The sequence below is a fragment of the Burkholderia sp. Bp8963 genome (assembly GCF_003854275.1).
In the GTDB taxonomy this organism is placed as follows: Bacteria; Pseudomonadota; Gammaproteobacteria; order Burkholderiales; family Burkholderiaceae; genus Burkholderia.
The window spans coordinates 28,943-42,337 of sequence record NZ_QTQP01000044.1; the positions used below are offsets into that span (position 1 = coordinate 28,943).

General features: G+C 67.6%; 8 protein-coding genes. 5 read left to right on the forward strand and 3 right to left on the reverse strand.

Going from position 1 to position 13,395, the window contains the following annotated elements; translation table 11 throughout:
* The 3 genes from DID96_RS28480 to DID96_RS28490 all read left to right on the forward strand — a co-directional run bounded on the left by DID96_RS28480 (window position 1) and on the right by DID96_RS28490 (window position 6,097).
* Entirely contained in the window at window positions 1-1,746 is a 1,746-nt protein-coding gene (locus DID96_RS28480; RefSeq protein WP_124602569.1) for a ShlB/FhaC/HecB family hemolysin secretion/activation protein, read from the forward strand.
* Between the two features lie 479 nt (window positions 1,747-2,225).
* Window positions 2,226-4,820, forward strand: coding sequence for a bifunctional lysylphosphatidylglycerol flippase/synthetase MprF (mprF, locus tag DID96_RS28485; RefSeq protein WP_124602570.1), 2,595 nt, complete (start codon window positions 2,226-2,228; stop codon window positions 4,818-4,820).
* Window positions 4,817-6,097, forward strand: coding sequence for a virulence factor family protein (locus tag DID96_RS28490; protein ID WP_124602571.1), 1,281 nt, complete (start codon window positions 4,817-4,819; stop codon window positions 6,095-6,097). The genes mprF and DID96_RS28490 overlap by 4 nt, the downstream gene beginning before the upstream one ends.
* On the opposite strand, the gene DID96_RS28495 is transcribed toward DID96_RS28490, so the two are convergent.
* The 3 genes from DID96_RS28495 to DID96_RS28505 all read right to left on the reverse strand — a co-directional run bounded on the left by DID96_RS28495 (window position 6,072) and on the right by DID96_RS28505 (window position 9,917).
* The gene (locus tag DID96_RS28495; RefSeq protein WP_124602572.1) at window positions 6,072-6,539 is read right to left on the reverse strand and encodes a DUF934 domain-containing protein; all 468 of its coding nucleotides are present in this window, start codon (window positions 6,537-6,539) and stop codon (window positions 6,072-6,074) included. The genes DID96_RS28490 and DID96_RS28495 overlap by 26 nt on opposite strands.
* The gene (locus DID96_RS28500) at window positions 6,536-8,320 is read right to left on the reverse strand and encodes a nitrite/sulfite reductase (RefSeq protein ID WP_124602573.1); all 1,785 of its coding nucleotides are present in this window, start codon (window positions 8,318-8,320) and stop codon (window positions 6,536-6,538) included. Before DID96_RS28500 ends, DID96_RS28495 begins: the two co-directional genes overlap by 4 nt.
* A 172-nt stretch (window positions 8,321-8,492) precedes the next feature.
* Window positions 8,493-9,917: a PLP-dependent aminotransferase family protein gene (locus tag DID96_RS28505; RefSeq protein WP_124602574.1), complete on the reverse strand. Its 1,425-nt coding sequence runs from the start codon at window positions 9,915-9,917 to the stop codon at window positions 8,493-8,495.
* Window positions 9,918-10,522: 605 nt separating this feature from the next.
* Here DID96_RS28505 and DID96_RS28510 point away from each other — a divergent pair.
* Together DID96_RS28510 and DID96_RS28515 are read left to right on the forward strand one after the other, a co-directional pair.
* Window positions 10,523-11,647 (forward strand): extracellular solute-binding protein, encoded by a 1,125-nt coding sequence (locus DID96_RS28510; RefSeq protein ID WP_124602575.1) that lies wholly within the window; start codon window positions 10,523-10,525, stop codon window positions 11,645-11,647.
* Complete coding sequence (locus tag DID96_RS28515; RefSeq protein WP_124602576.1) at window positions 11,644-13,395, forward strand: sensor domain-containing diguanylate cyclase; 1,752 nt, start codon at window positions 11,644-11,646, stop codon at window positions 13,393-13,395. The genes DID96_RS28510 and DID96_RS28515 overlap by 4 nt, the downstream gene beginning before the upstream one ends.

The window sequence follows — 13,395 nt, forward strand, 5'->3', positions numbered from 1 at the left end:
ATGAGGAAGAAAATCCGGGGAACCAACCTTGTCACAGCCTCCTTGCTGCTCGCATCGGCCGGCGTATCCGCACAGTCGATCGCGCCGGGCGCCGTGCCGACCACAAACGATCAACGTGCCCGGGAGCAGGAACAAGCGCGAGAACGCGAGCGAACCGTTTCCGCACCGGCAGTGCGTTCGTCCGTAACCGAAAGCGCGGCTTTTCCGACCTTGCCGACCGAAACGCCGTGCTTTCGCATCGACGACTTCACACTCGACGTCCCCGACTCGCTGCCCAACACAGTAAAGTCTCAAGGCGCATCCGCACTGCCAATGGACCGCTTTGCCTTCGCGCGTGACTGGCTGGGCCACTACGCCGGCCAATGCGTCGGCAAGCAGGGCCTCGACGTACTGGTCAAAGGTTTGTCCCAGACGATCCTCTCCCGCGGCTACATCACGACCCGTGTCCTGCTCCCCGAACAAGACCTCTCGACCGGCACCCTCAAGCTCGCGCTGATCCCCGGCGTAATCCGCCACGTCCGCTTCTCCGACGAAAAGCTCCGCGGCACCTTGAAAACCGCCTTCCCGACCCGCGACGGCGACCTCCTGAACCTGCGCGACCTCGAACAGGGTCTCGAGCAGATGAAGCGCGTCTCGAGCCAGGACGTCTCGATGCAGATCGTCCCCGCCGACACCCCGGGCGAAAGCGACGTCGTCCTCGACATCAAGCGCGGCAAACCCTGGACCGTCGTCGCCTCGATCGACAACTCCGGCACGCGCGCCACGGGCCGCCTGCAAGGCAACCTGTCGGTCGGCATCGACAACCCGCTCGGCCTGAACGACATCTTCAACATCGGCGTGAGCCAGGATCTCGAGCTGGGCGACAAGCGTCTCGGCTCGCACGGATGGAACGGCTTCTACTCGATCCCGTGGGGCTACTGGACCGCGACTCTGTCGGCATACACGAACACGTACTACCAACAGATCGCCGGCGTGAACCAGACCTTTGTCGCGAGCGGCAACTCGAAAACCTTCGATTTCAAGCTGAACCGCGTGCTGCTGCGCAGCCAGGACGACGTATTCGGCGCGCAATTCCGCTTGTCGCGCCGTTTCGGCCAGAGCTTCATCGAAGACACCGAAATCCCGCAGCAGCGCCGCAACAACACGTTCGTCGAAATCGGCCTGACCGATCGTCATTACTTCGGCGGTGCCCAGTTCGACGGGATGGTCGCGTACCGGCAAGGCATCGGCGCATTCGGCGCGCAGGACGACACGCTGGCAGCCGAAGGCGGCCCGACCTACCGCTACAGGATGGCCGTACTCGACGCGAACCTGCAGGTGCCGTTCGTCATTGCGAAACAACCGTTCCGCTACGTCGGCACCTTCCACGGCCAATACACGGGCAACACGCTGTACTACATCGACGACCTGACGATCGGCAGCCGCTACACGGTGCGCGGTTTCGACGGCGAGACGATGCTGTCTGCAGCACGTGGCTTCTACTGGCGCAACGAGTTGCAGATGCCGATCGGGCAGACGGGGCAGGCGGTGTATGCGGGGCTCGATTACGGTCGCGTGTGGGGGCCGCAGCCCGTCGCGCTGGTCGGCACGCAACTGGCCGGCGCGGTGATCGGCGTGAAGGGGAGCCTCGGCACGCGATTCGGCGCCTACGCGTACGACCTGTTCGCGGGTACGCCGGTCTACAAGCCGTCGGGCTTCCCGACCGCGCGGGTGACGTTCGGCTTCCAGCTGACGGCGCAGTGTTAACGGCAGAGTCGGGCCGGGGGCTGCGAACCGGTACGAATTGCCGCATGAACTACACCGCCCGGACGTAGCAGCTCAACGAAAGGGCTGCGACACGCCGCCCAACCCAACCTGTCCCCATTCCCGAAAAGCCCTGCGACCTTACGTCTTTCTCCTCGCCCGCCGGGCCGCGCCCGGCAAATTTCTCCCGAATGCATCACAAGTCACTTATCCGACGAAAAATCCCCGCCGGTTCCCGGTATGATTCGCATCTCGCGCATGTATGGATCGCTTGATTTTGATCTTGCATTGACGCGGCCGGGCCGTCCGGCTCGGCGTCTCCGAACGCGAAAGATTTTGTAATATAGATTCCGTATACTTGTAATTTCTGAATCAGGCGCCGCCAGCTCCCGCTTTGGCGGACCGCCGACGCAGAACAACCAGATCCGTCGCCGCCCGGGCACCCGACGCCGCGACACGCTATGTACCGCCACCAATAATCTATGTCTTCCCGCCACCCTGGTTCGCCCAGCCGTGCCGCGGCAATGTTCGGCCGTGTCTCGGCACTGCTCCGCAACGAGCGTGTCCTGTCGCCGCTGCTCGCGCTTGGCATCGGCCTGCTGTTGATCGTGGTCTTCCAGCACCTGTCGGCGTCCGTCGATTACCGGTCGGTGATCCGCGAGCTCCGCCACATGTCGGCCGCCGAGTGGGGCGCGTCGCTCGGCGCGACCGCGCTCAGCTATCTCGCGCTCGTCGCGCGCGACGCGGTCGGCCTGCGCTACGTCGCGGCCAAGGTGCCGCGCGCGGCGCTGTGGATCGGCGCGATCGCCGGCTCGGCGCTCGGCAACGCGACCGGCTTCGGCGCGCTGACGGGCGGTGCGGTTCGCGCACGCGTCTACGGCGTGTCGGGCGTCACGCCCGCGCAGATCGGCCGCATGACGGTGTTCACGAGCGGCACGCTCGCGCTCGCGCTGGTGCTGATGACGGCGGTCGGCATGGTTTGCGTGCCGCACACGCTCGCCGAGATGCTGCACGTCGAGCCGGGCGTGCTGACGTGGAGCGGCGCCGCGTTGCTCGCGGTGCTGGCCGCGATGGTCGCGCTGTGCGGCAACACGGCACGCCCGGTCGTCACGCGTTTCAAGTGGCTCGCGTTCGACGTGCCCGCGCGGCGCGACCTGGTCGCGCAAGTCCTCTACGCGGTGCTCGACGTGGTCGCCGCGGGCCTGACGCTGTGGGTGCTGCTGCCGGCCGCGCCGATCGGCTTGCCGACCTTCATTACTGTTTACGCGGCCGCGCTGCTGCTCGGGATGATCGGCCATACGCCGGGCGGGATCGGCGTGTTCGAGGCCGCGATGGTGTTCACGCTCGGCCGCGACGTGCCCGCGCATGCGATGGTCGCGGCGCTGATCGCGTATCGCGCGATCTATTTCGGCGTGCCGTTCGTGCTGTCGGCTGGCCTGCTCGCGGGCTTCGAAGGCCGCGCGCTGCGGCGCCGCCTCGTCACGCGGCAGGCCGCGCGCGTGTCGCAGCTCGCGCCGCTGTTCCTGAGCCTCGTCACGTTCGCAGTCGGCACGATGCTCGTGATCTCGAGCGCGACGCCTGCGTTTTGGCACCGGATCGCGATCCTGCGCAACGTCGTGCCGCTGTGGGTGCTCGAAGGCTCGCAGGTGATCTGCAGCGTGCTCGGCGTCGCGCTGCTGTTCGTCGCGCGCGGGCTGCTGCGCCGTCTCGACGGCGCGTGGTGGATGACCTTCGCGCTGACGCTCGCGAGCCTTGCGCTATCGCTGGCGAAGGGCCTCGCGTTCGTCGAGGCCGGCGTGCTCGGCACGCTGCTGGTGCTGCTGCTCGTCAGCCGCCGGCGCTTCAACCGTCACTCGTCGCTGCTCGCCGAGCGCTTCACCGTGAGCTGGTTCGTGTCGGTGGCGATGGTGCTGATGCTGGCCGTGTGGGTGCTGTTCTTCGCGTTCCGCGACGTGCCGTACACGCGCGAGCTGTGGTCGCATTTCTCGTTCGACGCGCGTGCGCCGCGTGCGCTGCGCGCGACGCTCGCGGCCGGCGTGTTCGTCGCGCTGTTCGCGCTGTGGCAACTGCTGCGTCCGGCGCCGGGCCGGTTCGTGACGCCCGCGCCGCAGGACCTGCAGGATGCCGAACGGATCATCCGTGCACAGGAGTGCAGCGATGCGGGCCTCGCGCTGATGGGCGACAAGAGCTTCCTGTTCTCGGAGTCGCGCGAGGCGTTCCTGATGTATGCGAAGCACGGCCGCACGTGGGCCGCGCTGCACGACCCGGTCGGCCCGCGCAGCGAATGGCCGGCGCTGATCGGCAAGTTCATCGCGCTCGCGCACAGGCACGGCGGCCGCGCGGCGTTCTACCAGGTGCGCGCGAACGCGCTGCCGCTGTATCTCGACGCGGGGCTCACGCTGATGAAGCTCGGCGAGGAAGCGCATGTCGCGCTCGACGAATTCGACCTGAAGGGCTCGCACCGCTCGCACCTGCGCTATGCGCTGCGCCGCGGCGACAAGGACGCGATGACCGTCGAGGTGATCGCGCCGCACGACGTGCCCGACGCGCTGCCCGCGCTGCGCGACATCTCGGACGGCTGGCTCGACAGCCGCGACGCGCGCGAGAAGAGCTTCTCGGTCGCAGCCTTCCACGACGGCTATCTCGCGACGCAATCGGTGATGCTCGTGCGGCAGGCCGACAAGCCGGTCGCATTCGTCACGTTCATGACGACCGACCTCAATACCGAGGCGACGGTCGGCGTGATGCGTCATCTGCCGGAAGCGTCGCCGTATGCGATGGAGTACCTGTTCACGCAGCTCGCGCTGCACCTGAAGGAAGCGGGCTTCCGCAAGCTGAGCCTCGGCATCGCGCCGTTCTCGGGGATGGGCGCTGCGCGGATGCCGTCGCCGTGGCACCGTTTCGGGCTGATGGTGTGGCGCTTCGGCGGCCGTTTCTACAATTTCCGCGGCTTGCGCGCGTTCAAGAGCAAGTTCGAGCCGCATTGGGAGCCGCGTTATCTCGCGGCTTCGGGCTCGGTCGGCGTGTTCGTCACGCTGGCCGATCTGTCATTGCTGGCTGGAGGTCGGCGTTCATGATGTTGAAGAAGGGAGTCGCGCGGGCGCTGGCCGCCTGCGCCGGAATGATGCTGGCGGGCGCCGCGTTCGCGACGCAGCAGGCCGCCACGAATGTGCAGACGATGCCGGGCGGCCGTTACGGCCCGGTCACGGTCACGAAGCCGGGCGGCACGCTGCGCGGCTTCGTCGTGATGTTCTCGCGCGACGCCGGCTGGAGCGCGGCCGACCAGCAGGCCGCCAACGCGCTCGCGAAGGCCGGCGCGATGACGGTCGGCGTCGATTCGGAGCGCTATGCGGCGAACCTCGCCGCGAAGCCGGAAACCTGCCATCACCTCGACGGCGACGCCGAGGCGGTCAGCCATCAGCTCGAACGGCTCGCGCGCTCGTCGCGCTATTACGCGCCGATCGTCGCGGGTGTCGGGCAGGGCGGCGCGATCGCGAAGCAGATCCTGTCGATGGCGCCGGAGAACACGATTGCCGGCGCGGTGTCGGTCGAGCCGTCCGCGACGCTCGATCCGCGCTTCAAGCCGTGCCCGCCCGATCCGACGATCGTGCGCCGCGCGATGCCGGGCTTCGTCGACACTGCGGCGGCCGGCGACACCGCGAAGCTCGTGTCGCTGATCGCGCCGCACCTGCGCGACGGCACCGCCGACGACGAGCTCGACGTGTCGGACCTGCCGCTGATCGAGCTGCCGGCCGCGAAGCCGTCGGGCCTGATCGCGATCGTGATTTCCGGCGACGGCGGCTGGCGCGATCTCGACAAGACGATCGCCGAGGCGCTGGCGCGCGACGGCGTGTCGGTCGTCGGCATCGACAGCCTGCGCTACTTCTGGAGCGAGAAGCCGCCCGCGCAGACGAGCCGCGATCTCGCGCGCGTGATGCGCACCTACATGACGCGCTGGCATGCGACGAACGTCGCGCTCGTCGGCTATTCGTTCGGCGCGGACGTGATGCCGTTCGCGTACAACCGGCTGCCGGCCGACCTGCGCGACAAGGTGGCGGTGATGTCATTGCTCGGCTTCTCGCCGGCCGCGGATTTCCAGATCCGCGTGACGGGCTGGCTCGGGATGCCGGCGAGCGACAAGGCGCTGAAGGTCGCGCCCGAAATCGCGAAGGTGCCGCCGGGCATCGTCCAGTGCTTCTACGGCGAGGCGGAGAAGGAGACGATGTGTCCCGCGCTCGCAAGCACGGGTGTCGAACTGATCAAGACGCAGGGCGAGCACCACTTCGGCCGCGACTACATCGCGCTCGAGAAGCGGATTCTCGCGGCGTTCAGGAAGCAGGTGGCCGCGCGCTGAGCGCGGCTTTTCCCTCCATTTGCGCCGCCGCATCCTGCGGCGGCGTATCCACTCTCACATCGCGCTGATAGAAGCCCGGAAAGCGCTCGAGCTGGCGCCGCGCGTCTTCCGGATCGGCGTCTTCGTGCAGCACCGCGCTCGAAAACCCGGTGCGCTCCATCAGCAGCAACTGATCGATCATCACGTCGCCGGTCGCGCGCAGGTCGCCGGCGAAGCCGAAGCGCTTGCGCAACAGGTAGGCCTGGCTGTACGCGCGGCCGTCGGTGAACGCCGGGAACTGCAGGTCGATTCGTGACGCGGCTGCGATCTGCGCGGCGAGCGGCGCGAGGTCCTCGTCGTTGGCGATCGCGAGCGTCGTGTCGCCGTGCTGCTGCGCGGCGCGCGTGTCGTCGTCGTGGCGGGCCGGCGTCAGCAGCCGGATGCGTTCGGTCGGGTTCGTCATGCATGCTCCGCGAGATGGCGCGCGCGCTGCGCGGCAGTCTTGAACGGCTCGTGGCCGATGCGGCGCACGGTGTCGATGAACCGCTCGCTGCGGCCGCCGACGTCGAGCCGCGCGTCGAGATACGCGGCCACCAGCGCGTCGACGACGTCGACGAGCTCGTCCGCGGAGAACGACGGGCCGATCACCTTGCCCGGCTGCGCGGGCCCGCTTTCGGCCGAGCCGTCGGAGCCGCCGAGCGTCACCTGATACCACTCGGCGCCATCCTTGTCGACGCCGAGGATGCCGATGTGGCCACTGTGATGATGGCCGCACGAGTTGATGCAGCCGCTGATGTGCAGGTCGATGTCGCCGACGTCGTGCAGCAGGTCGAGATCCTGGAAACGCTCGGCGATCGCATCGGCGATCGGGATCGAACGCGCATTCGCGAGCGCGCAGAAATCGCCGCCCGGGCACGCGATCATGTCGGTCAGCAGTCCGACGTTCGCGCTCGCGAGGCCGACCGCGCGCGCGTTTTCCCACAGCAGGAACAGGTCGTCGACGTGCACCCACGGCAGTACCGCATTCTGCGTGTGCGTGACGCGCGCCTCGCCGGCCGAGTAGCGGTCCGCGAGATCGGCGAGCGCGTCGAGCTGGTCCGGCGATGCGTCGCCGGGCGCCTGCAGCCGCCGCTTGAACGACAGCGTGACGATCCGCAGCGACGGGTCGCGATGCGCGGCGACATTGCGCGCGAGCCAGCGCGCAAACGCCGGATGCCGGTGCGCGTACGCGCTGATGCGCGCGTTCGCGTCGTGCAGGTCGACGCTGCGCGGCTTGCGCGACGGCGGCACGAAGCACGCGGCGATCCGGTCGAATTCGGCCTGCGGGATCGTATGCGGGCCGCCGTCGAGCTCGACGATCTGCCGGAACTCCTCTTCGACGTCGTCAATATAGCGCTGCCCCTCGGTCTTCACGAGGATCTTGATGCGCGCCTTGTACTTGTTGTCGCGGCGGCCGTAGCGGTTGTACACGCGCACGATCGCCTCGATGTAGTTCATCACGTGCCGCCACGGCAGGAACGCGCGCAGCAGCGTCGCGATCATCGGCGTGCGGCCCATCCCGCCGCCGACGCTCACGCGAAAGCCGAGCTCGCCCGCGTCGTCGCGCACGAGCTTCAGGCCGACGTCGTGCCAGTCGGTCGCCGCGCGATCCTCGGCCGCGCCGGTGATCGCGATCTTGAACTTGCGCGGCAGGAACGCGAACTCGGGATGCAGCGTCGTCCATTGACGCATCGCCTCGGCGAACGGGCGCGGATCGGCGATCTCGTCCGGCGCGACACCCGCGCGCTCGTCGCACGAGATGTTGCGGATGCAGTTGCCGCTCGTCTGGATGCCGTGCATGTCGACGGTCGCGAGCAGGTCCATCACGTCGGCCGCTTTCGCGAGCGGAATCCAGTTGAACTGCACGTTGGTGCGCGTCGTAAAGTGCGCATTGCGGGTCGGCAGGCGCGTCGTGCCGAGCTGCGCCTGCGCGTCGCAGGCGGCGCGGTAGGTCGCGTCGTCGGGTACGTCGTAGTCGCGCGCGATCCGCGCGAGCACGCGCAGCTGAGCGCTCGACAGCTCGCCGTACGGCACGGCGACGCGCAGCATCGGCGCATGGCGCTGCACGTACCAGCCGTTCTGCAGCCGCAGCGGCCGGAACGCGTCTTCACTCAACGCGCCGCGCTGCCAGCGTTCGAGCTGGTCGCGAAACTGGGCGGCGCGGCTCTGCACGAGCGCGCGGTCGAAATCCGTATATCGATACATGGAGTCGGAGGCAACGTGAGCGGCGCGGGGCGCGCCGCTCGTCGGGTGCGCGCGTCCGGGCGGACGCGACGAAAGGACAGCGTAGAGAATGGGCGGGGCCGCAACAAGGAGCAGTTGCCGGCGGAATGGGCGCAGCAGATGCGCGCCGGGCGCGCACGACGGCAGATCGGCTTCAGCCCGCCTTGCGCACCGCGGGCCCCGCGACGAGCTCGCCGAGCACGCGGATCGCCCGCTCGATCTCGCGGCTCCACGGGTGGCCGAAATTCACGCGCACGCAGCGCTCGAAGCCATGCGCCGCGGAAAACAGCGGCCCCGGCGCGAAACTGATGCCGCGCTCGAGCGCCTGCCGATGGAGTTCCATCGCGTCGATCGCTTCCGGGCATTCGAGCCACAGGAAGTAGCCGCCGTCCGGCTTCACCCATTCGACGCCCGCCGGTAGCCAGCGCCGCAGCGCGTCGTCCATCCGTTCGAGCTGGCCGCGCAGCGCGCCGCGCAGCTTGCGCAGATGGCGATCGTAGCCGCCGTGCTCGAGATAGTTCGCGATGCCGGCCTGCGCGGGAATGCTCGCGGACAGCGTCGTCATCAGCTTGAGCCGCTGCACCTTCTCCGCATAGCGGCCCGCTGCCGCCCAGCCGATCCGGTAACCGGGCGCGAGCGTCTTCGAGAACGAACTGCAGTGCATCACGAGGCCGTGCCGGTCGAACGCGCGAGCGGGCAGCGGGTAGTCGGGCCCGAAATGCAGCTCGCCGTACACGTCGTCCTCGATCAGCGGCACGTCGCGCGCGGCGAGCAGCTCGACGAGCGCGCGCTTCTTCTCGGCCGATAGCGTGACACCGGTCGGATTCTGGAAATTCGTCATGAACCAGCACGCGCGCACGTTGTGGCGGTCGAGCGCGTTCTCGAGTGCGACGAGATCGAGCCCCGCATGCGGATCGACCGGAATCTCGACCGCCCGCAGGTCGAGCCGCTCGATCGCCTGCAGCGCCGCGTAGAAACCGGGTGCTTCGACGGCCACCACGTCACCGGGCCGCGTGACGGCCATCAGGCACAGGTTCAGCGCTTCGAGCGCGCCGTTCGTGACGACGATCTCGTCGACCGGCTGCGACACGCCCATCGCGAGATAGCGCAGCGCGATCTGCTGGCGCAGCTGCTCGTTGCCGGGCGGCAGGTCGACGACCGTGCTCCACGGGCTGACGAGCCGCGTCGCCTGCGCAAGCGATTTTGCAAGCCGCGGCAGCGGAAACAGCTGCGGCGACGGAAACGCGGAGCCGAGCGGCACGATGCCGGGCTGGGTCGCGGCGTCGAGCACCGAGAACACGAGGTCGCTGATGTCGACCTTGCGCGTCGCGCCGGCGGAGCGGCTCGCGCGCCGCTTCGCGGGCGGGCGCGCACCGGGCGCGACGTAGTAGCCGGAGCGCTCGCGCGCACGAATCAGGCCCCACTGTTCGAGCAGGTAGTACGCGCGAAACACCGTCGACTGGCTGACGCCGTGCTGCGCGATGATCTGGCGCAGCGACGGCAGGCGCGTGCCGACCGCGAGGTTGCCGTTGCGGATTTCGTCGGCAATCGTGTTGGCGAGGGTTTCGTAGCGTTTCATTGCCATATGGGAGGGAGCACGCCGCGGGATGCGGGCCCGTATGGCTTCGCGCGCGGCAGGCGGCTCATTGATTGTGTCCGATGACCGACGGCAAAAGGATAGCGCATCCGTCCCCGAGGGCGGCGTCGAAGCGGGCACGAAGCCGCAGTGCGTGCCGAATGCGGGCGATTGTCGATTGCCGATCGGAATGCGTGTATGCGCGCATTCCGATTCGATTGATGTGCCGAAAGTACGAATGCAATTCATCTGACATGGAATTCGTCTGACGAAGCCGCGCATCAAATAACAACGCGCCGACTCAATTTTTACGACGTGCTGTCGTTAACGATTCAGTGCGTCATTCGATCGGATCCGCGATCACGGATTGCCGGCAGGCGATTTGCCTGATCAATCCGCAATTGATTGCGGCCGCAACGTTACGCAGCCAGATAAATGGAATCGACGCGTTGCAGATTTAAGTCCGTACCGCGAATCATTCCGTATCAACGGGTAAAAAAATGCAGGAATGAATCCGCGTGTGGCGAGTTCTTGTTGCATGCCGTTCCTTTTTATGGTCTTGTAGCAAATTCAAACAATCGCATCGACTAGAAAAAAAGGACAGTCGAATGCAGCCGTACGAGGCGGACTCAGTCCGATTGATCAGGGGAATTGGCGCGTGTTGGCGCGGGGTCAACGTTGCGACGCGTACGATTCTCATCGTTTTGATGTCAGGCCTGCTTTGCATGTCTGGCGTCGCTGCGCCGGAATCCGCAAACGAAAACGTTTTGCGTGTTCTCGCGTGGCCCGGTTATGCGGATAACGATGTCGTCAGCGCTTTCGAATCGCAATTCCATGTGCGCGTCGAAGTGACCTTCGTCGATTCCGACGAAGCGTTATGGTCGCGGATGCATAGCGCTTCGCCGCCGGCCTATGACGTGCTCGCCGCGAATACGGCCGAGATCCAGCGTTATGCGCGCGACAGGCTGCTCGCGCCGCTCGATCTGTCGCGCATTCCGAACCGGCAGCGGCAATTGCCGAATTTCCAGCAGGTCGACAGGATCGGCGGCCTCGTGCGCCATGGCGCGACCTACGCCGTGCCGTTCACGTACTCGTCGATGGGGCTCATCTACGACCGCAAGCAGGTACCGGCCGCGCCGCATTCGATGCTCGAGCTGTGGGATCCGCGCTACCGCGGCAAGGTGCTCGATTTCAACAGCGCGCAGCACAATTTCTCGTTCACCGCGCTGGCGCTCGGCTATGCCGATCCGTTCAAGCTGTCGCGTGCACAGACGAATGCGGTCGCGCACAAGCTCGTCGAGCTGCGCCGCAACCTGCTCACGTACTACACGCTGCCCGAGGAGGCGACCGCGCTGTTCGTCCAGCATCACGCGGCGCTGATGTTCGGCAACTACGGCACGCAGCAGGTCGAGCTGCTGCGCCGCGCGGGCGCGGACGTCGGCTACGTGATTCCGGACGAAGGCGCGCTTGCGTGGCTCGACTGCTGGGCAATGACGCGCGGCGCGGAGCATCCGGAACTCGCGCTCGCCTGGATCAACTACATGCTCGAGCCGGCGATCGGCGCGCTGCTCACGCAGCGCCAGGGGCTCGCGAATACGCTTGCGCCGCCGCCGGGCCTCGGCGCCGGGCATCAGCATCTCGTATGGATCCAGCCGGTCGAGAGCATCGCGCGTCGCGAGGCGCTGTGGAGCCGCATCGTATCGGGCGACCGGCCGGAGCGCTTCGCTAAATGATCAAGCTCGGCCTCACGTCGAAACTGTCGGTGCTGCTCGCCTGCATCGGCGTCGTGGCGTCCGGCTTGACCGGCTATTACGCGTATCGCGCAAACCGCGCGATGCTCGTGCAGGAAGCGCAGCACAGCCTGCTGACGTCGACGCAGCTGCTGGGGCAACGCTTTACCGCCGCGCTCGGCGACGTCGCCGACGACGCGCTGGTGCTCGCGACGATGCCGTCGTCGGCGGACGTCGCGAGCGGGGACGATCCCGCGCACGCTCGGCGCCAGCGACTCGAACAGGTGTACTACAGCTTCATGCAGTATCACCCCGAGTACTTGAGGGTCCGCCTGATCGCGCGCGCGCACTACGGGCTCGAGCGGATTCGCGTGGACCGCGACGTGCACGGCATCGCCGTGCTGCCGGAGGGCGAATTCCAGGAGAAGGGACAGTTCTCCTACGTGTTCGATACGCTGTCGACCGCGCAGGGCCACATCTACCTGTCGCCGATCGCGATCAATCACGAGACGGGGTCGCATGCGGCAGAGGGGCAGCCGATCCTGCGCGTCGGCACGCCGGTCACCGACGCGCGCGGCGAGACGGTCGGCGCGCTCGTGATCGACGTCGAGCTGACGCGCGTGTTCTCGCGGCTCGAACGCGATCTGCCGGAAGACTATCGCGTGTATCTTGCGAACGAGTGGGGCGATTTCCTCGTCCATCCGGATCCGGCGCAGACTTTCGGGTTCGACCGCGGTCGGCGCGTGCTGATGCAGGACTCGTTTCCGGCGACGAAGCCGCTCTTCGAGGAATCGCGCGCGAGCGTGACGTGCGCCGAGTCGCCGCGCGCGCCCGACCAGTTGCTCGCGTTCGCGCGCACGCAGTTCAGCCGCGGCGAGGACAACCGCTTCGTCGTGCTCGGAATCGAGCGTCCGCTGGCGGACGTGGTCGCGCCCGCCGCGATGCTCGGCGGCCGGATCGTGCGGATGGTGCTGATCTCGAGCGTGTTTGCGGTGATCCTCGCGATCCTGTTCGCGCGTGCGCTCACGCGGCCGCTGCAGACGCTCGCGCGCGCGGCGACCCACGTGTTCGACGATCCCGCCGCGGAGCGGCTGCCGGTCGAGCGCTCGGACGAGATCGGCATCCTCGCGCGCTGCTTCGACTGCATGCGCGTCGAGATCCGCACGCAGCTGACGATGCTGCGCGCGAAGCAGCAGGAGCTCACGCATCTGGCCGGCCACGACGTGCTGACCGGGCTGCCGAACCGGCTGCTGTTCATGGAGCGGCTCGACGGCGCGATCCGCCATGCGGCGACGGCGAACGAGGGGCTCGCGGTGATGTTCGTCGATCTCGACCGCTTCAAGCAGATCAACGATCAGCTCGGGCATTCGGCGGGCGACCGCACGCTCGTCGCGGTCGCGAAGCGGCTGAACCTCGTGCTGCGCAGCGGCGACATGGCCGCGCGGCTCGGCGGCGACGAATTCATCGTGCTGCTGGCGGGCGCGCATTCGCCGGAGGTGATCCGCGAGATCGCGTCGCGCATCCAGGGCGTGATGGCCGAGGAGCTGGAATTCGGCGAGCGGCGCATGGCGGTCGGCGCGAGCATCGGCGTCAGCGAGTTCCCGGCTGACGGCCGCTCGGCCGAGGAACTGCTGGTCAAGGCCGATGCCGCGATGTATGCGGCGAAGGCATCCGGGCAGCGCGTGTGCGTCCGGTATCAGGAGCTGCTCGGCGCGCGGACCTGCCCGGATGGCGAGATCCGCGCGTCGTAG

Excerpts from the sequence above, each read along its gene's own strand:
- DID96_RS28515 (WP_124602576.1), top strand. The coding sequence starts at position 11,644 with ATGATCAAGCTCGGCCTCACGTCGAAACTGTCGGTGCTGCTCGCCTGC.
- DID96_RS28505 (WP_124602574.1), bottom strand. The coding sequence starts at position 9,917 with ATGAAACGCTACGAAACCCTCGCCAACACGATTGCCGACGAAATCCGC.
- DID96_RS28490 (WP_124602571.1), top strand. The coding sequence starts at position 4,817 with ATGATGTTGAAGAAGGGAGTCGCGCGGGCGCTGGCCGCCTGCGCCGGA.
- DID96_RS28495 (WP_124602572.1), bottom strand. The coding sequence starts at position 6,539 with ATGACGAACCCGACCGAACGCATCCGGCTGCTGACGCCGGCCCGCCAC.
- DID96_RS28500 (WP_124602573.1), bottom strand. The coding sequence starts at position 8,320 with ATGTATCGATATACGGATTTCGACCGCGCGCTCGTGCAGAGCCGCGCC.
- DID96_RS28480 (WP_124602569.1), top strand. The coding sequence starts at position 1 with ATGAGGAAGAAAATCCGGGGAACCAACCTTGTCACAGCCTCCTTGCTG.
- DID96_RS28510 (WP_124602575.1), top strand. The coding sequence starts at position 10,523 with ATGCAGCCGTACGAGGCGGACTCAGTCCGATTGATCAGGGGAATTGGC.
- mprF (WP_124602570.1), top strand. The coding sequence starts at position 2,226 with ATGTCTTCCCGCCACCCTGGTTCGCCCAGCCGTGCCGCGGCAATGTTC.